Annotated in this window: 24 protein-coding genes and 1 pseudogene; 11 read left to right on the forward strand and 14 right to left on the reverse strand. The window is 71.1% G+C overall.

The annotated features are described in order from the left end of the window. Nucleotides 1-55: 55 nt before the first annotated feature. Nucleotides 56-1,234: a PucR family transcriptional regulator gene (locus B072_RS0141375; protein WP_018535894.1), complete on the forward strand. Its 1,179-nt coding sequence runs from the start codon at nucleotides 56-58 to the stop codon at nucleotides 1,232-1,234. Nucleotides 1,235-1,264: 30 nt separating this feature from the next. Here B072_RS0141375 and B072_RS0141380 read toward each other — a convergent pair whose 3' ends face one another. Continuing rightward, nucleotides 1,265-2,215 (reverse strand): hypothetical protein, encoded by a 951-nt coding sequence (locus B072_RS0141380; protein ID WP_018535895.1) that lies wholly within the window; start codon nucleotides 2,213-2,215, stop codon nucleotides 1,265-1,267. A 79-nt stretch (nucleotides 2,216-2,294) separates the two neighbouring features. Between B072_RS0141380 and B072_RS0141385 the strand changes: the two genes are divergently transcribed. Together B072_RS0141385 and B072_RS45285 are read left to right on the forward strand one after the other, a co-directional pair. After that, nucleotides 2,295-2,489: a DUF3046 domain-containing protein gene (locus tag B072_RS0141385; protein WP_018535896.1), complete on the forward strand. Its 195-nt coding sequence runs from the start codon at nucleotides 2,295-2,297 to the stop codon at nucleotides 2,487-2,489. 87 nt (nucleotides 2,490-2,576) lie between these two features. Further along, nucleotides 2,577-3,848 carry an AI-2E family transporter gene (locus tag B072_RS45285; RefSeq protein WP_078506814.1) on the forward strand — a complete coding sequence of 424 codons (1,272 nt, stop codon included), beginning with the start codon at nucleotides 2,577-2,579 and terminating at the stop codon, nucleotides 3,846-3,848. On the opposite strand, the gene B072_RS0141395 is transcribed toward B072_RS45285, so the two are convergent. Then, entirely contained in the window at nucleotides 3,842-4,624 is a 783-nt protein-coding gene (locus B072_RS0141395) for a hypothetical protein (protein WP_043245702.1), read from the reverse strand. The two genes, B072_RS45285 and B072_RS0141395, sit on opposite strands and share 7 nt — an antisense overlap. A 146-nt stretch (nucleotides 4,625-4,770) precedes the next feature. After that, nucleotides 4,771-5,496: a class I SAM-dependent methyltransferase gene (locus tag B072_RS0141400; RefSeq protein ID WP_018535899.1), complete on the reverse strand. Its 726-nt coding sequence runs from the start codon at nucleotides 5,494-5,496 to the stop codon at nucleotides 4,771-4,773. A 352-nt stretch (nucleotides 5,497-5,848) separates the two neighbouring features. Here B072_RS0141400 and recA point away from each other — a divergent pair, with 352 nt between their 5' ends. The 3 genes from recA (at nucleotide 5,849) to B072_RS0141415 (ending at nucleotide 10,611) form a co-directional block, all read left to right on the forward strand. After that, a complete protein-coding gene (recA, locus tag B072_RS0141405; RefSeq protein WP_018535900.1) occupies nucleotides 5,849-6,979 on the forward strand; it encodes a recombinase RecA in 1,131 nt (376 codons plus the stop codon). A 6-nt stretch (nucleotides 6,980-6,985) separates the two neighbouring features. Then, the gene (gene recX / locus B072_RS0141410) at nucleotides 6,986-7,762 is read left to right on the forward strand and encodes a recombination regulator RecX (protein ID WP_018535901.1); all 777 of its coding nucleotides are present in this window, start codon (nucleotides 6,986-6,988) and stop codon (nucleotides 7,760-7,762) included. Nucleotides 7,763-8,070: 308 nt separating this feature from the next. Continuing rightward, the gene (locus tag B072_RS0141415) at nucleotides 8,071-10,611 is read left to right on the forward strand and encodes an FtsX-like permease family protein (RefSeq protein ID WP_018535902.1); all 2,541 of its coding nucleotides are present in this window, start codon (nucleotides 8,071-8,073) and stop codon (nucleotides 10,609-10,611) included. 76 nt (nucleotides 10,612-10,687) lie between these two features. Here B072_RS0141415 and B072_RS0141420 read toward each other — a convergent pair whose 3' ends face one another. From B072_RS0141420 to B072_RS0141450, 8 genes are all read right to left on the reverse strand, one after another. Beyond that, nucleotides 10,688-11,110, reverse strand: a complete 423-nt coding sequence (locus B072_RS0141420) for a rhodanese-like domain-containing protein (protein WP_018535903.1) — start codon at nucleotides 11,108-11,110, stop codon at nucleotides 10,688-10,690. Then, on the reverse strand, nucleotides 11,107-11,643 hold the full coding sequence (locus B072_RS0141425) for a cysteine dioxygenase (protein ID WP_018535904.1): 537 nt from the start codon (nucleotides 11,641-11,643) through the stop codon (nucleotides 11,107-11,109). Before B072_RS0141425 ends, B072_RS0141420 begins: the two co-directional genes overlap by 4 nt. A 144-nt stretch (nucleotides 11,644-11,787) precedes the next feature. After that, nucleotides 11,788-12,069 carry a putative leader peptide gene (locus B072_RS50070; protein WP_420707626.1) on the reverse strand — a complete coding sequence of 94 codons (282 nt, stop codon included), beginning with the start codon at nucleotides 12,067-12,069 and terminating at the stop codon, nucleotides 11,788-11,790. Continuing rightward, nucleotides 11,960-13,588 carry an FAD-dependent monooxygenase gene (locus B072_RS0141430; protein WP_018535905.1) on the reverse strand — a complete coding sequence of 543 codons (1,629 nt, stop codon included), beginning with the start codon at nucleotides 13,586-13,588 and terminating at the stop codon, nucleotides 11,960-11,962. Before B072_RS0141430 ends, B072_RS50070 begins: the two co-directional genes overlap by 110 nt. 198 nt (nucleotides 13,589-13,786) lie before the next feature. Further along, on the reverse strand, nucleotides 13,787-14,722 hold the full coding sequence (locus tag B072_RS0141435; RefSeq protein WP_018535906.1) for an amino acid ABC transporter permease: 936 nt from the start codon (nucleotides 14,720-14,722) through the stop codon (nucleotides 13,787-13,789). Beyond that, nucleotides 14,719-15,366, reverse strand: a complete 648-nt coding sequence (locus B072_RS0141440) for an amino acid ABC transporter permease (protein WP_026246870.1) — start codon at nucleotides 15,364-15,366, stop codon at nucleotides 14,719-14,721. The genes B072_RS0141435 and B072_RS0141440 overlap by 4 nt, the downstream gene beginning before the upstream one ends. A gap of 110 nt (nucleotides 15,367-15,476) precedes the next feature. Then, nucleotides 15,477-16,397 (reverse strand): glutamate ABC transporter substrate-binding protein, encoded by a 921-nt coding sequence (locus B072_RS0141445; protein ID WP_026246871.1) that lies wholly within the window; start codon nucleotides 16,395-16,397, stop codon nucleotides 15,477-15,479. Between the two features lie 91 nt (nucleotides 16,398-16,488). Next, on the reverse strand, nucleotides 16,489-17,268 hold the full coding sequence (locus B072_RS0141450; protein ID WP_018535909.1) for an amino acid ABC transporter ATP-binding protein: 780 nt from the start codon (nucleotides 17,266-17,268) through the stop codon (nucleotides 16,489-16,491). 305 nt (nucleotides 17,269-17,573) lie between these two features. On the opposite strand from B072_RS0141450, the gene B072_RS0141455 reads away from it, so the two are divergent. Continuing rightward, entirely contained in the window at nucleotides 17,574-18,260 is a 687-nt protein-coding gene (locus tag B072_RS0141455) for a response regulator transcription factor (RefSeq protein ID WP_018535910.1), read from the forward strand. Nucleotides 18,261-18,275: 15 nt separating this feature from the next. Next, nucleotides 18,276-19,709 carry a sensor histidine kinase gene (locus B072_RS0141460; RefSeq protein ID WP_018535911.1) on the forward strand — a complete coding sequence of 478 codons (1,434 nt, stop codon included), beginning with the start codon at nucleotides 18,276-18,278 and terminating at the stop codon, nucleotides 19,707-19,709. 54 nt (nucleotides 19,710-19,763) lie between these two features. Here B072_RS0141460 and B072_RS0141465 read toward each other — a convergent pair whose 3' ends face one another. The 3 genes and pseudogenes from B072_RS0141465 to B072_RS45290 all read right to left on the reverse strand — a co-directional run. Next, nucleotides 19,764-20,771 carry a TAXI family TRAP transporter solute-binding subunit gene (locus B072_RS0141465; protein ID WP_018535912.1) on the reverse strand — a complete coding sequence of 336 codons (1,008 nt, stop codon included), beginning with the start codon at nucleotides 20,769-20,771 and terminating at the stop codon, nucleotides 19,764-19,766. Between the two features lie 125 nt (nucleotides 20,772-20,896). Continuing rightward, nucleotides 20,897-21,844 (reverse strand): TIGR01777 family oxidoreductase, encoded by a 948-nt coding sequence (locus B072_RS0141470; RefSeq protein ID WP_018535913.1) that lies wholly within the window; start codon nucleotides 21,842-21,844, stop codon nucleotides 20,897-20,899. A gap of 99 nt (nucleotides 21,845-21,943) precedes the next feature. Then, nucleotides 21,944-22,180 (reverse strand): annotated as a pseudogene (locus B072_RS45290) (cupin domain-containing protein); the annotation flags it as partial. A gap of 90 nt (nucleotides 22,181-22,270) precedes the next feature. Here B072_RS45290 and B072_RS0141480 point away from each other — a divergent pair. The 3 genes from B072_RS0141480 (at nucleotide 22,271) to miaB (ending at nucleotide 25,637) form a co-directional block, all read left to right on the forward strand. Beyond that, on the forward strand, nucleotides 22,271-23,320 hold the full coding sequence (locus B072_RS0141480) for an Ldh family oxidoreductase (RefSeq protein ID WP_018535915.1): 1,050 nt from the start codon (nucleotides 22,271-22,273) through the stop codon (nucleotides 23,318-23,320). Between the two features lie 82 nt (nucleotides 23,321-23,402). After that, nucleotides 23,403-23,999 (forward strand): PepSY domain-containing protein, encoded by a 597-nt coding sequence (locus B072_RS0141485; RefSeq protein ID WP_018535916.1) that lies wholly within the window; start codon nucleotides 23,403-23,405, stop codon nucleotides 23,997-23,999. A gap of 102 nt (nucleotides 24,000-24,101) precedes the next feature. After that, complete coding sequence (miaB, locus tag B072_RS0141490) at nucleotides 24,102-25,637, forward strand: tRNA (N6-isopentenyl adenosine(37)-C2)-methylthiotransferase MiaB (protein ID WP_078506790.1); 1,536 nt, start codon at nucleotides 24,102-24,104, stop codon at nucleotides 25,635-25,637. The last annotated feature ends 26 nt before the right edge of the window (nucleotides 25,638-25,663 follow it).

The raw sequence follows: 25,663 nt of genomic DNA on the forward strand, positions 1-25,663 counted from the left end.
TGGGTAATGTGACGCGTCACAACGATGTGCCCCGCAACGGCCCGAGGGAGGATCCGTGCCGCTGTCGCCCGAGGCGCGCTCCCTCGCCGCGCGCTGCGAACCGCGCGTCAACGAACTGGCCCGCCGCATGGCCCGGGAGTCCTTCGAGGAGCTGCCCGGCTACGCGGAGCTGCCCGACGACGTGAAGGACCTGGAGATCGCCGCGACCGCCCGACACGGCGTACGGCTGTTCCTGCGGCGCGTGAACGACCCGGACCTGGACCACCCCGGCAGCCACCGGCTGTTCCGCGAGAGGGCCGCTCAGCGTGCCGAGGAGGGCATGGCGCTGCACCTCCTGCTGCGCACCCACGCCCTCGGCGTCTACGTCCTGTGGCAGGCACTGCGCGACGTGGCGCACCCCGGCGAGGAGGCGGCCCTCGTCGAACTGGTCGACATCCTGCTGCAGACCCACCCCGGCGTCGTCGGCGCGGTCGCCGAGACCTATCTGGACGAGCGGTCCGCGCTGGAGGCCGAACAGCGCGCCCAGCAGCGGTCGTTGGTCCGCGGACTGCTCGACGGGATGGTGCCGCCCGGGCACGTGCTCCTAGACCAGCTCCGGCTCGAAGGCCCGTCGCTCGTGCTGGCGCTCGGTCTGGACTCGCCGCCCCCGGAGGACCCCGTGGCCGTGCGGCGCCGGCTGCGGCGGGTGCAGACCGTCCTGGACCACGCCTTCGGCCTGGACGTACTGGCGCTGCTCGACGGCGACGGGGGCCGCGTCATCGTCCCCAAGGACTGCGCTCCGCCCGCCGACCTGCCCCGGCGCCTCGGCAAGGCCAGCGGCCTGCAGGTACGGGTGGCCGCGGTGCGGGCCGACGGTCCCGAGCACATCACCGACGCGGGCCGCACCGCGACCGAGATCCTGCGCATCACGCGCGTGTGCGGGCTGGCGCCCGCACTGCACCGCCTCGACGACGTCCTGCTCGAGTACCACCTGTCGCGGCGCAACGAGAGCAGCCATCGCATCGCCGCCCTCCTGGACCCGGTGGCCGAGCGTCCCGAGCTCCTGGAGACGCTGCGCACGCACCTGTCCCACCAGCAGGACCGGAGGGCCACCGCCGCCGCGCTCGCGCTGCACCCGAACACGGTCGACAACCGGCTCGCGAAGATCGCCGAGCAGACCGGCATCGACCTGTCGTCGCCGCGCGGCACGGCCCTCGCGATCGCCGCCCTGCTGCTGCGCGACTCCGAAGGCTGACCGCACGACGACGAGTACCGCGACGGGCCGCTACAAAGGGCGCCCGTATGCGCGCAGAGTGCGCAGCGCCTCGATCGTCACCATGGGGCGCGCCTCCAATGCGGTTCCCGGTGCCCACTGTCGCCAGTTGACCGGCCAGCCGCCGTCCTCCTGCTGCTCGTGCGCCAAGTGATCGAGGGAACGAGTCATCTCCTCCTCGGTGAACCAGGAGCGCGCCAGTGACTCGGGGACCTTCGCGTAGTCGTACGGGAAGTGGTGTTCGCCCGGTGCGTAGCCGGGCGCCACCGGCCAGTCGTCCCTGCGGTCCGGATCGAGCACCGCGAGACGCTGCTCACGCACGAGACGGCCGAGCCGGTCCGCGGCCGCCCGCGCGCGTGGGCGGTCCGGAACGCCGTCCAGGAAGGCGATCGCCGCCTGGATCTCGTACGGATGCGACGCCTTAAGGGACTCGACGGCGGTCCAGCAGAAGTCGGTGGCGCGGAACAGCCAGGCGTGCCACACCTCGTTGCGGTGCAGCAGGCCGACGACGGGGCCGGTGGCGAGCAGCTCGCTCGGCGGGTCGTCCACGATGGGGACGAAGGGAGCGCAGGGATAGCCGCGTTGGCTGGGATGCACTGCCGGAAGGGCGCCTTCGGGAGTGGAGACGGCGGTGAGATAGCGGCACACGCGTTCCACGCGCTGCCCGGAGCAGCGCCCGATGGAGTCCAGGACACGCAGCGCGTGACCGGTGTGCAGGGGCTGGCTGACGGGCCCGCGCAGATCCGGTTCGAGGGCGTGCCCGTATCCGTCGTCCTCGTTGCGGTACGCGGCCAGGGCGGCCTCCACGGCGTCGGCGGCGACTGCCCGGTCCTCCAGGAAGTGATAGGCGAAGCGGCGCTGTTCCAGGACGCGCGCGGTCAGCCAGATGAAGTGTTCGGCACGGGAGAGCGGGGAGCGTGCCGACGGCGATGAGGGGAGTGGGGATGCTCCGGATTCGGCCATGCACCGACCGTAGGACGGAAAGCGTTCTCGGCAAGCCTCCCCGACACGGCTGCACTCTCAGGGGCGGGATACTGGAGTCATGCGGTTGACGGTCTTCTGGCAGCAGATGGCGGATCACTTCGGGTCCGGGTACGCAGACACCTTCGCGCGCGACCACGTGATGGCGGGGCTCGGCGGGCGCACGGTCCACGAGGCGCTCGACGCCGGCTGGGAGGCGAAGGAGGTCTGGCGTGTGGTGTGCAGCACGATGGACGTGCCTCAGGAAAACCGCTGAGAGCCGCTGAGAACCCCGAGGCCCGCCGAGCGGCGTGATGCGTGGGGCCTGGCGTCGATTGTCGGTGACGTGGGCGAGACTGGCACCGTGGCAGCGACAGACGAGAACCTCCAGGTGGCGACCGACGCCGCTCCGCCCGGCACGACACCGCCCGAGCGGCCGCCGGGCCCGGCGGTGACTCCGCGCGCGGGCATGCCGCGCTGGTTGCCGCGCGCCATGGTGCTCGCTCTGGCCCTCATCGCCTGCTTCCAGCTGGGCAGTTGGGCCTTTCACCAGGTCACAGGGCTGCTGATCAACGTATTGATCGCGTTCTTCCTGGCACTCGCCGTGGAGCCCGCGGTGAGCTGGATGTCGGCGCGTGGACTCCGTCGCGGCCTGGCCACGTTCCTGGTTTTCCTCGCGGTGCTGGTCGCGGGCGCGGGCTTCGTCGTGCTGATGGGATCGATGCTCGCCGGCCAGATCGTCGACATGGTCGAGGACTTCCCGCAGTACCTCGACCAGGTCATCAACTGGGTCAACCAGACGTTCCACACGGACCTGAGCCGAGTCGAGGTCCAGGACAGCCTGCTGCACTCGGACTGGCTGCAGAAGTACGTGCAGAACAGCGCGACCGGCGTCCTGGACGTCTCCGCGCAGGTGCTCGGCGGACTCTTCCAGTTGCTGACGATCGGGCTGTTCTCGTTCTACTTCGCCGCCGACGGCCCGCGCCTGCGGCGTGCGCTCTGCTCGGTGCTGCCGCCCGCCAAGCAGGCCGAGGTGCTGCGCGCCTGGGAGATCGCCGTCGACAAGACCGGTGGGTATCTCTACTCGCGCGGCCTGATGGCGCTCATCTCCGGGATCGCGCACTACATCCTGCTGCAGGCGCTCGGGGTGCCCTACGCGCCCGTGCTCGCCGTGTGGGTGGGCCTCGTCTCGCAGTTCATCCCGACCATCGGCACCTACCTGGCGGGCGCGCTGCCGATGCTGATCGCCTTCACGGTGGATCCCTGGTACGCGCTGTGGGTGCTCATCTTCGTGGTGATCTACCAGCAGTTCGAGAACTACATGCTGCAGCCGAAGCTGACCTCGAAGACGGTGGACATCCACCCGGCGGTCGCCTTCGGGTCGGTCATCGCGGGTACCGCGCTGCTCGGTGCTGTCGGGGCGCTCATCGCGATCCCCGCCGTCGCCACGCTGCAGGCGTTCCTGGGGGCGTACGTGAAGCGGTACGACGTGACGGACGACCCGCGGGTGCACGGGCACCGCCGACGTGGCGGGGCGCCGCTGCTCGCGCGCATGCGGCGTGCCCTGAGGGGGCCGAACGAGCCGGGCGCGGCGTCCCAGAGCGATTCCGAAGCCGGTGGGCGGACCGGTCAGTAGGTGACCGCCGCCCAGGCGCCTGCGGCGAGTACCGCCACGCCGTAGGCGGCCACCGCGATCCACATGGCGCTCTCCTTGGCACGATCCGTCCATGTCGTACGGGACATCAGCCAGGCCAGGGCCGGCAGGACGAGCACGGCATGCAGGCTGACCCCGTGCAGCGGCTTGAGGGCGGCTGTCGAGTGATAGGCCGCCTCCTGGTGCCCGGTCCTGGTCAGCGTCACCCCGCGCGCGATCATGGCCGCGCCGGACGCCAGAGCCACCAGGAGGACGGCGAAACCGGAGCGCACGGCGAGCGGCATTCCCGTAGGGCCGCTCGGCCGCTTACGGAAGGCGGCGACGGCGAAGAGCGTCAGGAGCACCACCAGAATGCCGCCGCCCACGGCGAGAGACAGGGAGACGGCGGTGTCGAAGGCGCTCTCCATGTTGAGGTGCGAGGGGACCTTGCGCCATGCCTGAAGGGTGATGCCCCCGACCTCGAGGACACAGTCCGCGGCGAACACCACGAGCAGAGCGTTCCTTCGCCGGGCGCCGATCTGCAGGTACGACGTCACCCAGGTGAGAGCGATCAGGGTCAGGCCGAAGGAGAGCCCGAAGGTGATCGGCTTGCGCCAGGAGACCGGGCCGTTCCACGGACCGCCGTCGACCCCGAACACGGCGAGGTGGACGAGGCCCGACGCCATCAGGGCGGCACCGGTCGCGTAACAGAGACGCTCGGCGGGGCGGGCCGTCCGCCACAGGGCGTCTGTGCGGCGGGGCGCGAGGGCGGGGTCCATGGCGCGGGCGGTCTCCATGGGCACAAGGGTCCTCGCGCGGACCCGCCCGGACGTCGTCCGGCCGAAGACACTCGCGGTACGCCACGGGGAGTAGGGATCACGCCCGGCCGTGCCGTCGGCCGCGTCGGACGGCGGGCCACTGAAGATCACGGACGTCGCGCGAGGAAGACGAACTCTCTTCCCGGGCGGTCGGGAGCGTCGCGTACGTCCCGCACCACATAGCCGTGCGCCTTCAGGTCCTGCTCGATCTCCTCCCGCTCCCGGAAGCGCAGGGTCGAGTCCGACGTGAGCACCTGGCCGTCCGCGGCGAAGGCGTAGGTCCAGCGGAACGTCACCAGGGGCGGGCTCACATCGATCAGCTCGACCCAGCTCCTGACGGAGCCCACGCCAGGGATCTCCGTCTCCTGGTCGGAGGACGCGCGGGTCCACTCCTCCCAGGCCCGCCGAGCCGGGACACGGGTCTCGAAGACCAGGTGTCCGCCGGGCCGCAGCGCGTCACGGGCCCCCTGGAGCGTCTTCCGCCACGACTGCGGGTCGGCGATGGCCTGGGCCACGTTCGCCGTCATCGTCGCGAGGTCGACCCGCAGCGGTGGGAGGTCCGTCGCGTCGCCGTGGATCCAGCGCACGCGCCCACTGCCCGGCTTGGCCCGCGCGACGTCCAGCGAGGCCAGGGCGGGATCCACACCGACCACCTCGACCCCGCGCTCGGCCAGGAGGAGCGCGAACACCCCTGTGCCGCAGCCGATGTCCAGGACACGGCGCGCCGAGAGCTCGTCCGTCAGCCGGAGATAGGCGTCCAGGTCGCCGCGGTCGGGATCGAGCGGGTCATAGATCGCCGCGAGCCGTGGATGGGCGAAGCAGTCGTCAGCCATGCGGCTGAACGTAGGCCGCGGCCCGGGCGAAGAGTCAACGGTTTCGGGGAGGTCTCAAGCCTTGGATCTCACGGCCGCGGGCCTGCCCGATCCAAGCCCGCCGGCACGGGGCGGGGTGCCGGAACGTCTTCCTCCCGTGCCGCGTGGTGCGCTTGACACCGAAATCGAACATCCATTCTTATGGAGTGTCCAGGGGCTCTCACCCCAGCATTCCCAAGGGATTCGAAGAGAGTGCCCGGGCGAGGAGCCTCGAGTTATCCACAGGCCGGACGGGCGTCGAGGCCGATTGTCAGTGGCAGGCGTTAGCGTCTTTGACGTGAAGCGATCGACTCAAGCAAATCGGGTGGAACCCATGGCAGGAACCGACCGCGAGAAGGCGCTCGACGCCGCGCTCGCACAGATTGAACGGCAATTCGGCAAGGGCGCGGTCATGCGCATGGGCGAGCGGCCGAACGAGCCCATCGAGGTGATCTCCACCGGCTCGACCGCGCTCGACGTCGCGCTCGGCGTCGGCGGCATCCCGCGCGGCCGTGTGGTGGAGGTCTACGGCCCGGAGTCCTCCGGCAAGACGACCCTGACCCTGCACGCCGTGGCCAACGCCCAGCGCGCGGGCGGCGCGGTGGCCTTCGTGGACGCCGAGCACGCCCTCGACCCCGAGTACGCCAAGAAGCTCGGCGTCGACATCGACAACCTGATCCTGTCGCAGCCGGACAACGGCGAGCAGGCGCTCGAGATCGTCGACATGCTGGTCCGCTCCGGCGCCCTCGACCTCATCGTCATCGACTCCGTCGCGGCCCTCGTGCCGCGCGCGGAGATCGAGGGCGAGATGGGTGACTCGCACGTGGGTCTGCAGGCCCGCCTGATGAGCCAGGCCCTCCGGAAGATCACCAGCGCGCTCAACCAGTCCAAGACCACCGCGATCTTCATCAACCAGCTCCGCGAGAAGATCGGCGTGATGTTCGGCTCGCCGGAGACCACGACCGGTGGCCGCGCGCTGAAGTTCTACGCCTCCGTGCGCATGGACATCCGCCGCATCGAGACCCTGAAGGACGGCACCGACGCGGTGGGCAACCGCACCCGCGTCAAGGTCGTCAAGAACAAGGTCGCGCCGCCCTTCAAGCAGGCCGAGTTCGACATCCTCTACGGCCAGGGCATCTCCCGCGAGGGCGGCCTGATCGACATGGGCGTGGAGCACGGTTTCGTCCGCAAGGCCGGCGCCTGGTACACGTACGAGGGCGACCAGCTCGGCCAGGGCAAGGAGAACGCGCGCAACTTCCTGAAGGACAACCCCGACCTGGCCAACGAGATCGAGAAGAAGATCAAGGAGAAGCTCGGCGTCGGCGTGAAGAAGACGGAGGAGCCGGTCGGCGAGCCGGTTGCGGACGCGGCTGCCGCTGTCCCCGCCGAGGACGCGGTGAACGCGGCGAAGGCGGTGCCCGCACCCAAGGCCGCGAAGTCCAAGGCCACGGCGGCCAAGAGCTAATCCGCCGTGACACGACGAACCGACTGGGCCGAGTACGACGCCCGCCCCGCCTCCCTCCGGGGCAGCGAGGGCGCCGGGGTGTACGACGATGCCGCGCACGGGGCGGCCGGTGACGACGGGGAATCGGGGGACGGCGCGGCGGGTGGACCGCGCCGTGGTGGACGTTCGCGTGGCGGAGCCGGGCCGCGCGGGCGTCGGCGCAAGGGCGGGTTCGGGGATCCGTCCGGCGCCGCACAGGACGACGGCCCTCCTGACTCGTCGAGGGCCGAGCGGGGGGAACCGTCAGGGGACCCGGCGGAGCGGGCGCGGAACATCTGTCTGCGCCTGCTCACCGGGACCCCGCGCACGCGCAAGCAGCTCGCCGACGCGCTGCGCAAGCGGGAGATCCCGGACGAGATCGCGGAAGAGGTGCTGTCCCGGTTCGAGGAGGTCGGGCTGATCAACGACAGTGCCTTCGCCGATGCGTGGGTGGAGTCCCGGCACCACGGGAGAGGCCTTGCCCGCCGGGCGCTCGCACGTGAGCTGCGCACCAAGGGCGTGGACTCCACCGTGATCGACGATGCGGTGGGGCAGCTCGACTCCGATCAGGAGGAGGAGACCGCGCGCGAACTCGTCGCGCGCAAGCTCCGCTCCACGCGCGGGCTCGACCGGGACAAGCGGCTGCGACGGCTCGCGGGGATGCTGGCGCGCAAGGGGTATCCCGAGGGGATGGCGCTCAGGGTGGTCCGGCAGGCGCTGGAGGAAGAGGGGGAGGAGACCGAGGACCTGGGGTTCGCGGAGTAGCGGTGGTCCGGGGCGGTTGGCCAGTGGCCGGGTGCTCGGGCGTCGTGGCTGGGGTTCCTGGGGGCGCCCCCTCCTCCCCTTCTCGTCCCGTTCCTGGGGGCTGTGACCCCAGACCCCCTGCACGCTTGCCTGCCGTCTGAACGCGCGCCTTGTGCGTGGTCGCTCGCACAGTTCCTCGCGCCCCTGAGGGGAGCTGGTGGGGTTTACCCCACCTCGAGACGCCTGGTCGCCGCAGTGTGTCGGACCCTGTGCGCGGGCCATCGTTGACGCATGACCTTGAAGATGCGCACGGTTCGCCGGGGGACGTCATGATGCTGGGCTACGCACTGCAGACCGTCCGGGACCGTAAGGGCGGGTTCCTGGGGGCCTTTCTCGCGCTGATGTGCGCGGCCGCCCTCGTCACCGCCTGCGGCACCCTGCTGGAGACAGGGCTGCGCGGCTCGGTGCGCACCGAGCGCTACGCGGCCGCGCCGGTCCTCGTCTCCGCGGACCAGAACGTGCACCAGACCATCGTCAAGCACAAGAAGGGCAAGACGAAGGTCAAGCACAAGGCCAAGCCGATCGCCGAGCGGGCCTGGCTGTCGCAGGACCTCGTACGGAAGGTGCGGGCGGTGCCCGGCGTGCGGCAGGCCGTCCCCGAACTCACCTTCCTCGCCGAGCCTTCGGCATCGGGAGCGGTCGATCCCGACCGGCCCGCCTTCGGGCACGCCTGGGACTCCGCGGCCCTCACGCCGTACAAGCTGGCCGAGGGAAGCGCGCCCCGGTCCGGCGGCGACATCGTGGTGGACAAGGACCTCGCGGCCCGCGCCCACCTCGCCGTCGGCGACCGACTCGCCGTGCAGTCCACCCAGGACCCGCGGACGTACCGCGTGACCGGTATCGCGGCACCCGGCGCGGGCGCCACCGTCACCCGGCAGACGTCGCTGTTCTTCTCCACCGCCGAGGCCGAGCGGCTCGCCGCGCACCCCGGCCGGGTCACGGCGATCGGCGTCGTGCCCGAACCGGGCCGGAACGTGGCCGAGTTGAAGCAGGACGTCGCGCACGCGCTCAAGGGGACGACGGCACGCGTCACCTCCGGGGACGAGCGCGGCCCCGTCGAGTTCCTGGACGGGGCCGCCGCGCGGGTGAAGCTCGTCAGCATGGGCGGGGCCATGGGCGGCACGTCCCTGCTCGTCGCCGTCCTCGTGGTCGTCGGCACCTTCGCCCTGTCCGTGCAGCAGCGCCACCGCGAACTCGCCCTGCTGCGCGCCATCGCCGCCACGCCCCGGCAGATCCGCAAGCTGCTCGGGTGCGAGGCGCTGATCGTCGGCGCGGCCGCCGGCGTCGTCGGCTCCCTCGCGGGCCTGCCGCTCGGCGGCTGGCTCTACGGGCGGTTCGTCGAACTCGGCGCCGTACCCGCCACGTTGGAACGCACTGTGAGCTTCTTCCCGGTCGTCGCGGGACTCGCCGCCACGCTCTTCGGCGCCTGGGCCGCCACCCGTGTCGCCGCCCGACGCATCGCCAGGATCCGCCCTGCCGCCGCGCTCGCCGAAGCGAGCGTCGAACCGACACGCCCCGCCGTGCTCCGGACCGTCGCCGGGCTCGTCGCCCTCGCGGGCGGCACCGTGCTCGTCGTCGTCCTCGGCGGGCTGCGCACCGAGGCGGCCTCGACTCCCGTCACCTTCCTGTCCGTTGTCGTCCTCGCCGTCGCCGTCTCCCTTCTGGGGCCGCTCCTGGTCCGGGCGACCATGGCCGTCCTGGGTCTTCCGCTGCGCGCGGTCGGCCCCGGTGCCCGGCTCGCCACCGCCAACCTGCGCGGCCACGCCGCCCGCATGGCCGCCGTGGTCACCCCGCTCACCCTCCTCGTCGGAATGACCTGCACCGTGCTGTTCGTCCAGCCCACGCTCGGCGACGCCGCGCGGGCCCAGGCCCGCGAGGGCGTGCGCGCCGACTGGGTGCTCGCCGCTCAGGGGCCCGGCATCCCGGACGCGGCCGTACGTGATCTGCGTACGGACAAGGGGACCACCGTCACCGAGGTCGTCCGCTCCACGGTCCGCGTCGGCCTCGACAAGTACCCGGTGCAAGGCGTCACGCCGACCGGGCTCACCCGCACCTGGGACCCGGACGTCACCGCGGGCTCGCTCTCGCGCTTCGGGGAGCGCTCGGTCGCCGTAAGTGAACTGGCCGCCGATCAGCAGCACCTGAAGCCCGGCAGCAAGCTGAAGCTGACGCTCGGCGACGGCACACCCGCCACGCTCACCGTCGCCGCCGTCTACGCCCGCGGTCTGGGCTTCGGCGATCTGACCGTCTCCCACGATCTGCTCTCGCGCCACATCGACAATCCGCTCGCCTCCTCCGTGCTCGTCTCCACCAGCCGCACACAGGAACAACTCGCGGACACGCTCCGTGAGTTCCCGGCCGTGCGAGTTCTCTCGCCGGACGCCGCCGACGGGCTCCAGGAGGCGCGGCAGCAGGCCAACGCCGAGGTCAACCTCATCGCCATGGCCCTCGTTCTCGCCTTCACCGCCATCGCCGTCGTCAACACCCTCGCGATGTCGGTGTCCGAGCGGATCCGGGAGTTCGCCCTGCTCCGCCTCGCCGGCGCGACGCGGCGCCAGGTCCTGCGGATGCTCCGCATCGAGGCGCTGACCGTCGTCCTCATGGGCGTGGCGCTCGGCAGCGGCATCGCGGCCGCCGTGCTCAGCGCCTTCAGCCTCGGCATGACGGGTACGGCAGCCCCGGCCGTACTGCCCCTGACCTACGTCACCGTGGTCGCGGGCGCCGGACTGCTCGCGCTCACTGCGACGGCGCTGCCCGGCCGCGTGGCGCTGCGGGTCCGCCCCGTCACCGTCGCAACGGCCAAGGAGTAAGGAGCGCTTCGCCATTGAGGGTGCCCCTTACGGAAGCCATGTCCGTAAGGGGCACCCTCGCGTCATGCGAGCAGAGTCAGCCGGCGGTCACCGGAAGTCCCGCAGCGCGCCACGCCTGGAACCCGCCCACCAGGTCCGTCGCCCGGCGCAGCCCCAACTGTCGCAGGGAGGCGGCCGCGAGACTCGACGCGTAGCCCTCGTTGCAGACGACCACCACATGGAGGTCGTGTCCGGTCGCCTCCGCAGCGCGGTGGCTGCCCTGCGGGTCGAGGCGCCACTCCAGTTCGTTGCGCTCGACCACGAGGGCGCCGGGGATCAGGCCGTCGCGCTCGCGCAGCGCCGCGTACCGGATGTCGACGAGCAGCGCCTCGCCGGCCGCTGCGGCCGCGAACGCCTCCGGCGCCTCGATCCGGTCGAGCCCGGACCGTACCCGCTCCAGCAGTTCGTCGATGCCCACGGGGTCCACGTGCGGCGCGGCATCGTTCGGGAAGTCGCTCACTGCCAGTCCTCCGGGCGTTCCACCGACTCCAGGCGCAGGGTCTGGCCGGTGCGGCTGTAGCGCCGGATCTGCGGGAGCGGCGGGTAGTAGGCGTGCACCGAGACGGCGTGCTCGGTGGTGGACTCGTTCAGGACCTCGTGGACGTGGTGGCGGCCGAAGGCGCGGCCCTGACCCGCCGTCAACCGCCGCTCCCTGTCGACCCCTTCGGAGAGTTCCAGGGTCTTCCAGCCGTCGGTGGGCAGCCGGGCGGCGAGCGAGTTCTCCTTCAGTTCGCCGGACGCGGCGAGGAAGGCGCCGACCGAGTCGGCGTGGTCGTGCCAGCCGGTGCCGGTGCCCGGCGGCCAGCCGATCAGCCAGGCCTCGCTGCCGCCGGGGCCTTCGAGCCGTACCCACGTACGGCCTTCGGGATCGAGCGGCAGGGAGGCGATGAGGTCGCGGTCCGCGGCGGTGCGGCGGACGAAGTCGAGGAGGTCGGCCTGGGTGGGCGCCGCGGTGGTGGGCGCCGAGGGAGCCGGGGTGGCGGGAAGGGACACGGGTACCGTCCTGAAGGTTCGCGAAGGACGCGCGCCACCGGCCGAAGAGGCATCGAAAGTCTTCGAAAGGCATCGAAGGCCATTGAAGAGTTCGATGAGGCCGGAGAGACGGCCGGGCGCGCGGGGAGGGTGAAGCAGGCGAATTCAGCAGGACGGGCGACACACGCAGCCCGCGTAACGGACAAGGTCCATATGGACCCTCCGCCACAGGCGCACATCGGTGTCGATCGTCGTCACGTTCCGGAGTACACCATGGCGGTAGGGACCGGTCAACTCGCGCGCGGGAGGCGCGCGGAGCACGGGAAGCCCGGGAGGCTCAGGAGGCGCCACCCACCTCCGAAGAGGCCGCCGCCGGTTCCTCGGCGGCCGCGGCCGGCCCGCCGAGCGCCGTCTGCGCCGCTTCGTAGAGCTCCGCAGGGCGTACACCGCTGAGCGCCGTGACCAGGTGCCCGTCGGAGCGGATCAGCAGCACCGAGTGGGCCGGAGCGCCCGGATAACTCTCCGCTACGAGCAGCTCCGCCTCGTGCGGCAGTGCGCTGACGGCCGCCGCGAGCCGGGGCATGAGGCCCGCCGACATCCAGTGCTTGCGGTCCCACACACCCGTGCCGGGCGCCACCAGGACCACGAGCAGAGGCCCGAGGCCGAGACGGTCGCGCAGCCGGACGAACGAGCCGTCGGGCGCCGTGACCCGCACATCGGCGGCCGGGGCCCCGGCCGCCGTGCCGACATCCACCTGGGACTCGGTGCGCGGAGGGGAGAGCGGGGAATCGGCGTACGCCCCCGGCGCGCCCAGCGGGCCGTGCCCCAAGTGGCCGTCCATGAGCAGCGCGTCATGACCGCGGGCGGCCCCGGGCACGTACGAGCGCAGGCCGCCGCTGCCCCGCAGTATCGGCAGCGCCTGGTCCGCGGCGCGCAGTCGGGCGGCGACGGCGGCCCGGCGCTCCGTCTGGTAGCTGTCCAGGAGGGCGTCGGGGGCGGGGCGCCGCCCGTCGTGCCAGGCCAGGGCCAGCTTCCAGGCGAGGTTGTCGGCGTCGCGCAGGCCCTCGTCCAGGCCCTGCGTACCGAGCGCGCCGAGCAGGTGCGCGGCGTCCCCTGCGAGGAAGACGCGGCCCACGCGCCAGCGCCGGGCGAGGCGGTGGTGCACGGTGTGCACGCCCGTGTCGAGCAGCTCGTACGGCGGGGTGGAGCCGCCGCACCAGCCCGCGAGGGTCTCTCGGATGCGTGTCACCAGCACGTCCGGGGTGACCAGGTCGCTGCGCGGCGGCAGCAGCCAGTCGAGGCGCCAGACGCCGTCGGCCAGCGGGCGGCCGACGACCTCCGCGCCGGACGACCCCGACGTCCGCCACGGAGGGTTGCGATGGAGCAACGCCTCACCCGGCCAGGGAAGTTCCGTGCGCAGCGCGGCGACGGCGTGTCGCTCGACGGCGGTGCGGCCGGGGAAGCGGATGTCGAGGAGCTTGCGCACGGTGGAGCGGGGGCCGTCGCAGCCGACCAGGTAACTGCCGCGCCACCAGGTGCCCTTGGGGCCGCGCGTGTGCGCCGTCAGCCCGTTCTTCTCCTCCTCGACCGAGTCCAGGCGGCTGTCGACGGCGACCTTGATCAGCCGTTCGTCCGCGACGGCCGAGCGCAGGGCGCCGGTCAGTGCGTGCTGGGCGAGGTGCAGGGGAGCGGGGATCTGCTCACCGAAGGTGAGCGCACGCATCTCTTGTTTGCGGCGCAGGGAGCGCCAGCCGGTCCACCGGGATCCGATCGCGTCGAGGGACGTGCCGGTCAGGCGCTCGGCGAGGGCGGCGGTGTCCTCGCGCAACACCACCGTGCGGGCCGGGCGCGGCTCGTCCTTGCCGGGGCCCTCGTCGAGGACCACGGAGGGTACGCCGTGGCGGGCGAGGGCGAGGGACAGCGTGAGCCCGACGGGGCCCGCGCCGACGACGATCACCGGATCCACGGCGCGGCCCCTCCTGCCCCATGAGGCGCCGCGCAACGGGGCACGGGTGGCGTACTGGACGTACGGGAAGGGGCAGTTGGAGCGGGGTGCACGTTCACAGAGCGTATGCAACCCATTGCCGGTGCTTGCGTCAAGTGACGGAGGCAGTGGCGGGGACGCCACTGCCTCCGTCATACCTCAACGGTCGATGACGTGTCGTCAGACGCCGTTGTCGGTGCCGCTGCCTGTGGTCTTGCCCAGCTGCTGCTGGATTTCCGACATCTCCACGATGGGCTCGGCGGCCGGGGCCACCGTGATGCCCCTCTTGGTGTGCCGACCGCGCCGCTCGATCCAGTTGGCGAGCCCCGACAGGGCCAGACACATGGTGATGTAGATCGCGCCGACGACGATGACCACGGCGGTGATCGGGTTCTCGCCGTTGACGATGATGTTGTTCGCCATCGTGCGGGCCGCGAACAGCAGCTCACCGTAGGTGATGATGTAGCCGAGCGAGGTGTCCTTCAGCGTCACCACGAGCTGGCTGATCATCGTCGGGAGCATCGAGCGGACGGCCTGCGGCAGCAGCAGCATCGTCATCACCTGGGTCTTGCGCAGACCCAGCGCGTACGCGGCTTCCACCTGGCCGCGCGGTACGGCGTTGATGCCCGCGCGGAGCACCTCCGCCTGGACGCAGCCGTTGTAGACGGTCAGGCCGATGACGAGCGCCCAGAAGGCGGCGTTCTCACCGACGACCCCGAGGTTCTCCTTATAGGTGAGGAAAAGCACCCACAAGGCGTAGATCGTGATCAGCAGAGGGATGGCGCGGAACAGCTCGATGAAGCCCGTGGCGACCACGCTGACCGGCTTGTGGTCCGAGAGCCGGGCGACCGCGAGGAGCAGGCCGAGCAGCAGGGAGAGCACACCGGCGGCGGCGAACACCTTGAGGGTGGTCAGCACGCCGTCGCGGATGTTCGCCCGGACGCCCGCGTTGTTGAAGATGTTCCAGACCTCGGGCTCCAGCTGGCCCGTCACGTTCATCCGGTAGAGCGTGAACGCGATCAGGCCGAGCACCGCGAGGGAGCCGACGACCGTGTAGATCAGGTTGCGCACCCGGGCCTTGGGACCGGGCGCGTCGTACAGGACGCTCGAACTCATCGTGCGACCCCCATGCGGCGCTCGAGCAGCCGGAACAGACCGCTGATGGCGAAGGTGATGATCAGGTAGCCGAGGGCCACCCACAGGAAGATCCAGCCGATCGCGAAGCCCTTGTCGCTCAGCAGCTTCTGCACGCCGAAGAGTTCGGCGACGCTGAACGCGCCCGCGATGGCGGAGTTCTTGGTCAGCGCGATGAAGATCGAGCTGAGCGGCGGCAGCACGGTCCGGGTGGCCTGCGGCAGGATGATCATGCGCAGGGTCTGCGAGAACGTCATGCCGATCGACCGGGCGGCCTCGGCCTGGCCCAGCGGCACCGTGTTGATGCCGGAGCGCACGGCCTCACAGACGAACGCCGAGGTGTAGCAGCCGAGCGCGAGCAGCGCCTTGGCCCACGGGCTCATGCTCACCCCGAAGAGGGGCGGGATGACGAACCACACGATCATGAAGAGCAGCGTCAGCGGAGTGTTGCGGAAGAGCGTGACCCACGCGGTGCCGAAGATGCGCAGCGGGGGGACGGGGGAGACGCGGAACCCGGCGATGAGAACGCCGAGAACCATCGCCAGGAGCCCGCTGGAGAGGGTCAGCAGGACGGTGCCTATGAACCCCTCGCGGAACTCCGGGAGATAGTCGAGCAATACGTTCACGGGGATGTCCTCGTGGGCGACGGCGGACGGGCGACGGGGACCGTGCCGCGGGCGCACCACCAGGGTGCGCCCGCCGCAGGGACCCGCTCCTCAGGGACTGAGGAGGCTGATCAGTAGCGCTCGAGGGCCGGCGGCTCGGTGTACTGGGAGCCGGACAGGCCGAGCGTCGCGTCGTACGCCTTCTTGTAGTCGCCGTTCTTCTGGTGCGCCTCGATGGCGTTGCTCACCGCGTCGCGCAGCGCCTTGTCGTCCTTGTTCATGCCGACGCCGTACGGCTCCTTGGTGAAGGGCTTGCCGACGACCTTCAGCTTGGTCGGACGCTGGGCCGCGTAGCCCTTGAGGATCGCGTCGTCGGTGGTGACGGCGTCGACCTCGCTGTTGAGGAGCTGCTGCACGCACTCGGAGTACTTGGACAGCTCGACGGTCTTCGCGCCGTACTTGGGCTTCTTGATCTCCTGCAGCGGGGTCGAGCCCTTGATGGAGCAGACCGTCTTGCCCTTGAGCGAGTCCGGGCCGGTGATGGCCGTGTCGTCCTTGCGCACCAGGAGGTCGGCGCCCGCCATGAAGTACGGACCGGCGAAGCCGACCTGCTTCTTGCGCTCGTCGTTGATCGTGTAGGTGCCTACGTAGAGGTCGACCTCGCCCTTGGAGATGGTGGTCTCACGGACGTTCGAGTCGACCGTCTTGAACTCGATCTGCGACGGCTTGAAACCGAGGTCGGCGGCGACCATCTTGGCGATCTCGATGTCGAAGCCGGAGCGCGTGCCGTCGGTGTCCTCGAAGCCGAGGTACGGCTGGTCGTTCTTGGCACCGAAGACGATCTTGCCGGCCTTCTGGGCCTTCGTCAGGGTCGCCGAGTCGACCTTGACGTTCGTGGCGACCTTGTAGGTGGGCAGCTTCGGCTGGTTCTTGCCACCGGTGGTGCCGGCCGGCTTGTCACCGGCGTTGCCGGAGTCGCCGCCGCAGGCGGTGGCGGTCAGCGCGAGGGCGGCGACGGTGGCCGCGATCGCGGCGGACTTGCGGAGCTTCATGGTGAACATCCTTCGTGTCGGCAGATTCGCAGTCGGAAAACTCAACACGCGCGCGCGGAGCCTCTGTCGAGAGGGCGCGTGCGGCGCGTGTCTAGTGGTGCAGGATCTTCGACAGGAAGTCCTTGGCCCGATCACTGCGCGGGTTGCTGAAGAACTGGTCGGGGACGGCCTCTTCGACGATGCGGCCGTCCGCCATGAAGACGACGCGGTTGGCCGCCGAGCGGGCGAAGCCCATCTCGTGCGTGACCACGACCATCGTCATGCCGTCCCGGGCGAGCTGCTGCATCACCTCGAGGACCTCGTTGATCATCTCCGGGTCGAGCGCGGAGGTGGGCTCGTCGAAGAGCATCACCTTCGGGTCCATCGCCAACGCCCGTGCGATGGCCACGCGTTGCTGCTGACCTCCGGAGAGCTGTGCGGGGTACTTGTCCGCCTGCGCGCCGACGCCCACCCGGTCGAGGAGGGCGCGAGCCTTCTCCTCGGCCTGGGCCTTGGCCACCTTGCGGACCTTGATCTGACCCAGCGTCACGTTCTCGAGCACCGTCTTGTGCGCGAAGAGGTTGAAGGACTGGAAGACCATGCCCACGTCCGCGCGCAGCTTGGCCAGCTCCTTGCCCTCCTGGGGCAGCGGCTTGCCGTCGATCGAGATGGCACCGGAGTCGACGGTCTCCAGGCGATTGATCGTGCGGCACAACGTGGACTTACCCGAACCCGACGGGCCGATCACGACCACGACCTCGCCTCGCGCGATGGTCAGGTCGATGTCCTGGAGCACATGCAGCGAGCCGAAGTGCTTGTTCACTTGACTCAGCGCGACCAGCGCGTCGCCCGCAGGGGGAGTGGCGTCCTTGGTCACCGAAACTTCGGTCATCGGGGTCTTGCTCCATCCTCCTCGGTTGGGAGGACAGTAGTAACGCCGTACGACCAGCGTCATTACATCTGAGGGGAAATTGAGCATAACGATCCGGCCGCAACCGGACACTATGCGTGAACAGGGCGTGGGGTCCGCGTACCGGCTGCATAACGGAACACGGACGTAACCGGAAGCCTCTTGACGACGTCCTTATGTATCAGCGTGGATGCCTTGTGCGCTCTACGCACCTATGCGCGCGCGTGCCCGTGTAGACGGCCCGGACCACTCGGAGCCGTACGGACGACGAACCTAAGGGGGCCGGAATGAGACTGCTGCTCGTCGAGGACGACGATCACGTGGCCGCGGCCCTGTCGGCGGTCCTCGCCCGGCACGGCTTCGACGTGCGCCACGCGCGCAACGGCGAGGAGGCGCTGCAGGCACTCGTTCCCGAGGCCGACGCCTTCGGGGTCGTCCTGCTCGACCTCGGGCTGCCCGACCAGGACGGGTACGAGGTGTGCGGCAAGATCCGCAAGCGGACCTCGACCCCCGTGATCATGGTGACCGCACGCGCGGACGTACGGTCCCGCATCCATGGGCTCAATCTCGGTGCGGACGACTACGTCGTGAAGCCTTACGACACAGGCGAGTTGCTCGCCCGCATCCATGCCGTCAGCCGGCGCAGCGCGCAGGAGGAGACGGCTCAGACCGTCGGCCACGAGGTGCGGTTCGGGGCCGTGGCCATCGACCTGCCCACGCGGCAGGTGACGGTGGACGGGGCCGCCGTCCAGCTCACCCGCAAGGAGTTCGACCTGCTGGCGCTGCTCGCGCAGCGGCCGGGTGTCGTTTTCCGCAGGGAGCAGATCATCTCCGAGGTGTGGCGCACCAGTTGGGAGGGGACGGGACGCACCCTGGAAGTGCATGTCGCGTCCCTGCGGTCCAAGCTGCGCATGCCGGCCCTCATCGAGACCGTGCGCGGCGTCGGGTACCGGCTCGTCGCCCCGGCCGCGTAGAGGCCAGGGCCCCGGGTGCGCGCACGCCTGCTTCCGCTGCTCATCGTCCTCATGGCGGGCGTGCTGCTCGCGCTCGGTTTCCCGCTCGCGGTGAGCGTGGCCTCCGCGCAGCAGCAGAAGGTCGTCGTGGACCGGATCGACGACACCGCCCGGTTCGCCTCGCTCGCGCAGTTCGTCACCACGCGCTCCGCCGGGGAGACGAGCACGGAGAGCGGCGAGGCCGTGACGGACGAGCGCCGACAGACCCTGCAGAAGGAGCTGGCCCGCTACCACGACGTGTACGGCATACGGGCCGGGGTCTTCTACCGCGATCTCGGTCTGCGGCCCATGGGCCGGGCGCCCGCCGCCTTCCAGGTGCCGGCCAGCGGCCAGATGCGCGCCGCGTTCGACGAGGCGCTGTTCTCGCGCGGCAGTCATGATCCGCCGCAGGTGTGGCCGTGGCAGGCCAAGGGGCGGATCGTGGTCGCCTCGCCCGTCATCCGGGACGGCGACGTCGTCGCCGTCGTCGTCACCGATTCGCCGACGGGCGCGATGCGCGCGAAGACGTTGCGCGGCTGGCTGATCATCGTGGTGGGCGAGGTGGCCGCGATGCTGCTCGCCGTGTCGGCGGCGCTGCGCCTGACCGGGTGGGTCCTGCGACCCGTACGCGTCCTCGACGCCACCACGCACGACATCGCGACGGGCCGGCTGAAGTCGCGGGTCGCGGCCGCCGGTGGTCCGCCGGAACTCCGGCGCCTGGCCCGGTCGTTCAACGAGATGGCGGACAACGTCGAGGACGTGCTCGAGCAGCAGCGCGCCTTCGTCGCCGACGCCTCGCACCAGCTGCGCAATCCGCTCGCCGCCCTGATGCTGCGCATCGAAGTGCTGTCCTACGAACTACCGGAGGGGAACGAGGAGATCGCGTCCGTTCAGGCCGAGGGCAAGCGCCTGGCCCGGGTCCTCGACGACCTGCTCGACCTCGCCCTGGCCGAACACGCGGCCGCCGACCTGCAGTTGACCGACATCGGAGAGCTGGCCGCGGAGCGCGTCGAGGCCTGGCGGCTGCTCGCGCAGGACAAGGGGGTACGCCTGGTGGCGGACTGCCCGGCCGCCACCGGGTGGGCCGACCCGGTCGCGCTGTCCAGCGCCCTGGACGCCGTGGTCGACAACGCGCTGAAGTTCACGCCGCAGGGCCAGGAGGTCCGCGTCACCGTCACGGCGAACGGCCAGAGCACGGCCGTCGAGGTCGCCGACCGCGGTCCCGGCCTGCGCGAGGAGGAACTCGCCCGGATCGGCGACCGGTTCTGGCGCAGCGGACAGCACCAGAACATCAAGGGCTCGGGCCTCGGCCTGTCCATCTCGCGGGCCCTGCTCACCGCGGGCGGCGGCTCCATCGCGTACGCCCATCACGAGCCGCACGGCCTGAAGGTGACGCTGCGCGTGCCGAGAAGTCGGCCTGCCCGGGGTTGACCGACACCTCGGATCGGTCGGTCAAGCCCTGACCGACCCGATCCGAGGTGTCGGTCAGGGCTTGACCGACCGGTAGTAGCGGCGCGCGCCCTCGTGCAGCGCCAGCGGGTCCGTGTACACGGCGGTGCGCAGGTCGACGAGTTGCGCCGCGTGCACCTGGTTGCCGATGCCGTCGCGGCTGTCTATCACGGTCCGCGTCACCGCCTCGGTCAGCTCCGGGCTCGTACGGTCGGTGGTGACCAGGAGGTTCGCCACCGCCAGCGTGTTCACGGTCTTTCCCTGCTGGGCGCGCGGATAGGCGTCGGCCGGCATCACGGCGGCGCGGTAGTAGCGCGCGGAGGGGTCGCTCTGTTCGCGGAGCCGGTCGAGCAGGGAGCCCATCTCGACCAGACGGATCGGGAACTTCTTGGACAGCTCCTTCACATTGGTGGTGGGCAGGCCGCCCGACCAGAAGAACGCGTCGATCTTCCCGGACGTGAGGGCGTCGGCCATGTCGCTGATGCCGAGTTCGACCGGCTGGATGTCCTTGTGCATGTCCAGGTCCGCCGCGGCGAGCACCTTCTCGGCGATGAGCTGCACCCCGGAGCGCGCCCCGCCCACGGCGACCTTCTTGCCGCGCAGGTCGGCGACCTTCCGCACGGGGGAGTCGCGGGGCACGACGAGCTGCATGTAGTCGTCGTAGAGGCGGACGCAGCCGCGCAGCCGCTCCGCGCCCGGTCGGCCCTCGTCCTGGTACTTGGCGACGGCGTCCGCCGCGGCGATCGTGAAGTCCGCCTTGCCGGTGGCGACCCGCGTCACGTTGTCCCACGAGCCCTGGCTCTCGTCGAGTGTGACGTCGAGGCGGGGCAGATCGTGGGCCAGGGCCTCCTTGAGGAGGTTGCCGTAGCGCACGTACACACCGTTGCGCGTGCCCGTGCTGAACGTGGCCGTGCCGCCCGGCGTCTCCTCGCCCAGCGGCAGGAGCCACCACAGCAGCAGCCCGAAGACCACGAGTCCGGCCGCGGAGCCGGTGAGGGCGCGGCGGCGGGTCATGCGGAACGTCCGGAAGGGGGCCTGCGGCATGGGCGCGATCCTGCCAGGTGGGGGCGGGAGCTGACCAGGGCTGAAGCCGTTCGCGGGCGGTCACGCGCCGTGAGGTGCCCGTTCGACGGCGGGCATTCCGGTCCGGCGCAGCCACGGACGGGCCGTCACCGGACCCGGCGCCGCCGCGCCAGATCCCCCGCCGCCGACTCCCACCGCTCGTGCGTGAACGAGAACCCGGCGTCGAGGAGCCTGCCCGGCACCACGCGGCGGCTCTTGAGGAGGAGCTCCGTGTCCGAGCGCAGGGCGAAGGCGCCCAGTTCGGCCATCCAGCGGGTCGCCGGCAGGCCGACCGGGACGCGGTGCGCGCGGCGCAGGACGCGCATGAACGCGCGCTGCGGGAGCGGCTCGGGCGCGGCCAGGTTCACCGGTCCCGTCAGGTCGTCGCGGGCGATCAGGAACTCCACGGCGCGCACGAAGTCCTGATCGTGGATCCACGACACGTACTGACGGCCGCCCGCCACCGGGCCGCCGAGTCCGAGCCGGGCGAGCCACGACAGGACGTCGAAGACGCCGCCGCGGTCCGGGCTCATCACCATGGCCGCGCGCAGGGCGACCTTCCGGGTGTCCGGGGTGTCGGCGTCCCGCTGCGCGCGCTCCCAGGCCCTGGCGATGTCCACGCTGTACGACCAGTAGCGCGGCACGCCGGGTTCGGTGCCGCCGAGCACGCCGGACGCCTCGTCGTTCGGGGCGTCGCAGGGGCGGGCGTGGGCGTAGACGGTGGCGGTGCTCATCTGGAGCCACAGCGCCGGCGGGCGGCCCGCGCCCGCGACGGCCTCGCCGACGACGCGGGCCGAGTCGACCCGTGAGTCCATCATGGCCCGGAGGTTGTCGGGCGTGTAGCGGCAACTGACGCTGCGACCGGCCAGGTTGACGACCACGTCGCTGCCGTCGATCTCCTTGACCCAGGGGCCGAGGGTGCGGGCGTCCCATTCCACTTCGCCCGCGCGCGTGGGGCGCCTGCTCAGTACGACGACCTCGTGCCCGGCCGCCGTCAGAGCGCGCCGCAGCACACCGCCGACCTGACCCGTGCCACCTGCAAGTACGACCTTCATGGCGCCCCTTAAGTGACCTGCGGTTAATTGAACGTGTTCAAAATACCGCGCGAGGCATGAAGGAAGCGAGCGGGGGTCGGTCCTCGGGGAGCGAGCGGGTCAGTCCTGGCCCATCTGGTCCTCGGCCGACAGGTGCTCCACCGTCTTCCCGGTCTCCGTGAACGTACGGGTGACATGGCCGGAGCTGTACACCCACAGGATGCGCAGAGGGGTGTCACCGACGTTGCGGAAGAGGTGGGGGACGGGAGAAGGGACGTACGTCGTGTCGTAGCGCTCCAGCTTCGTCACCTCGCAGCCGACCACGACCTCGGCCTCGCCGTCGAGGATCGTGACGTGCTCGTCGCAGTGGCCGTCGCGGCCGGCACCACGGCCGTCGTCGACGTCCTCGTCCCCCGCTGACCCCTCGGACCTGTAAGGACCGCCACCATGCCCGAAAAGACCCTGGTCGCCGCGGCCGACCTACGGACCTTCGCCGCCGCTCTGCTCGAAACGGGCGGCCTGAGCGCCGAGCACGCCGCCACCACCGCCGACGTGTTCGTCTGGGCCGCCCAACGCGGCGTCGAATCCCACGGCATCGCGCGCGTGCCCGGGTACCTCGATCTGCTCGCCAAGAAGGTGGCCAACCCTGATCCCCGCATGAAGGTCGAGTCGTCCACCCCGGCGGCCGCCGTACTGGACGCGGACCGCGCGCCGGGCCCGGTGGCGCTGACCGCCGCCGCCGAGGAGGCGGTCACCCGAGCCCGCCGCTGCGGCATCGCGTCCGTCGGCGTACGGCAGACCGTGCACACCGGCGCCATCGGCCGCTACGTGTCGAAGATCGCCGAGGCGGGGCTCGTCGGCATCGGCTTCGTCGCCGGAATGCCCAACATGGGCTACACCGGCGTCAAGGGGCCGGCCGTCGCCACCAGCCCGCTCGCCATCGCCGTCCCGACGCCCGCCGCGTCGGACCGCGCACCGCTGCTCCTCGACATGGCCACCGCCACCATCGCGCTCGGCAAGATCCGGCAGGCCAAGGCGAGCGGCACACCCTTGCCCGAGGGCGCCGCGGCCACCGCCGACGGGACTCCGACCACCGACCCAGAGCGGGCCGTGATGCCGTTGCCGCTGGGCGGCGCCAAGGGCTCGGGCATGTCCCTCTCCTTCGAACTCCTCACCAGCGTTTTGGTCGGCGCCCCGATCTTCGCGGCCTTCCACTCGGACGACCCCGCGGGCCGCAAGCACCGGCAGAACGCCCTGCTCATCGCCGTGGACCCGGCGGCCTTCGGCAGCGCGGACACGTTCCTCGCCGATGTCGACACGACGCTGGGCACGCTCAAGGGCCTGCCCGGTGACGAGGGCGTGTACTACCCGGGCGAGCGCAGCGCTGCCACGGCGGACGCGCGGGGTGCCCACGGCATCCCGGTGGCGCCCAAGGTGTGGAAGCAACTGACGGAGGTGGCGGCCGAGCGAGGGGTGCCGCTCCCCGCACACCTTTAAGTGGCCTTTCGGCTTGTTTTTCCAAGATGTCCTGGTTGGGTCCTCGTCCGGCCCTCTTCCTGACCGACCCGGAGGACATCCCATGCAGCGCAAGCTCGCCGTCGCCGGCGCCTCGGCGGCCGCCGTCGCCCTGATCGCCGGTGCCACCGGCTACTACGCCGTGGCCGAAGGCAAGGAGGACCGGGCCGCGCCTTCCTCGGCCTCCTCGGCCTCATCGGTGTCCTTGACGGGTGGCTCGGCCGTGACGGTCGCCGAGAGTGGGATCAGCGCCGCGGACGCCATCGACGCGGCCCTCGCCCACACCTCCGGCTCGGCGACGGCCGCCGACCTGGAGAGCGAGGGCGGCCGTGTGTACTGGCAGGTCGACATCGTGCCCGACGGCACCGGCGCCACCCTGTGGACCGTGCACGTCGACCCCGCCGACGGCGATGTCCTGGCCGCCTACACCGAGAAGGACGCCGAGGACGCGGCGCAGGCCCGCACCGCCCTGAGCGGCGCCTCGACGACCGCCCGGGAGGCCGCCGACGCCGCCGCGGCCAAGGGCCGGGTCACCTCGGTCGACCTGGCGGCCGACGGCACCCCGTCGTGGAGCGTGGAGACGGCCTCCGGCGCCGGGCAGCGGGACTGGCGCGTGGACCTGACGACCGGAACGGTCGCCGCCGAGCCCGCGGACGACTGAGCCGCCCGGGACGCGCCGGGAAGACCGGGGAGCCCGAGGAGACCGATGAGGGCGGACAGGGGCGGCGCGGGCCACTCCGCGCACCCCATACCCTTGTTGGTTATGAGCAGCAGCGACCCGCGTCCGTCCGCCGTGGACGAGCGTTCTCCCGAGCCCGCCAAGACTTACGAAGTGCGCACCTACGGGTGTCAGATGAACGTCCACGACTCGGAGCGCCTCTCCGGCCTCCTCGAAGGCGCGGGATACGTCCGTGCCCCCGAGGGCTCCGACGGCGACGCCGACGTGGTCGTCTTCAACACGTGCGCGGTGCGCGAGAACGCGGACAACAAGCTCTACGGCAATCTGGGCCGCCTCGCTCCCCGCAAGGTCTCGCGCCCCGGCATGCAGATCGCCGTCGGCGGCTGCCTCGCCCAGAAGGACCGCGACACCATCGTGAAGAAGGCGCCCTGGGTGGACGTCGTCTTCGGTACGCACAACATCGGCAAGCTGCCCGTCCTCCTGGAGCGCGCCCGCGTCCAGGAGGAGGCGCAGGTCGAGATCGCGGAGTCGCTCGAGGCATTCCCCTCCACGCTGCCGACCCGCCGCGAGAGCGCGTACGCGGCCTGGGTCTCCATCTCGGTGGGCTGCAACAACACCTGCACCTTCTGCATCGTCCCGGCGCTGCGCGGCAAGGAGAAGGACCGCAGGACCGGCGACATCCTCGCCGAGATCGAGGCGCTCGTCGGCGAGGGCGTCTCCGAGATCACGCTGCTCGGTCAGAACGTCAACGCCTACGGGAGCGACATCGGCGACCGCGAGGCCTTCAGCAAGCTGCTGCGCGCCTGCGGGCAGATCGAGGGCCTGGAGCGCGTGCGCTTCACGTCCCCGCACCCGCGCGACTTCACCGACGACGTGATCGCCGCCATGGCCGAGACGCCGAACGTGATGCCGCAGCTGCACATGCCGCTCCAGTCCGGCTCGGACACCGTCCTCAAGGCGATGCGCCGCTCGTACCGCCAGGACCGCTTCCTCGGGATCATCGAGAAGGTCCGCGCCGCCATGCCGTACGCGGCGATCTCCACCGACATCATCGTGGGCTTCCCGGGCGAGACCGAGGAGGACTTCGAGCAGACCATGCACGTGGTGCGCGAGGCCCGCTTCACCAACGCCTTCACCTTCCAGTACTCCAAGCGCCCCGGAACCCCGGCCGCGACCATGGAGAACCAGGTCCCCAAGGAGGTCGTGCAGGCGCGCTACGAGCGCCTCGTCGCCCTCCAGGAGGAGATCTCCTGGGAGGAGAACAAGAAGCAGGTCGGCCGCACCCTGGAGCTCATGGTCGCCGAGGGCGAGGGCCGCAAGGACGGCACCACCCACCGCCTGTCCGGTCGCGCCCCCGACAACCGCCTGGTCCACTTCACCAAGCCGGACCAGGAGGTCCGCCCCGGCGACGTGGTCACGGTCGAGATCACCTACGCCGCCCCGCACCACCTGCTGGCCGAGGGCGAGGTCCTGAACGTGCGCCCCACGCGCGCGGGCGACGCCTGGGAGAAGCGCAACAAGGAGACCCAGGACAAGCAGCAGGGCGTCATGCTGGGCCTGCCCCAGGTGGGCGTCCCCGAGCCGCTGCCCGTGGTCACCGGGGGCTGCGCGGTCGACTGACCGACGCGGCGCGGGGCGCGCGCAGT

This window comes from Streptomyces sp. HmicA12 (genome assembly GCF_000373565.1).
GTDB lineage: Bacteria > Actinomycetota > Actinomycetes > Streptomycetales > Streptomycetaceae > Streptomyces.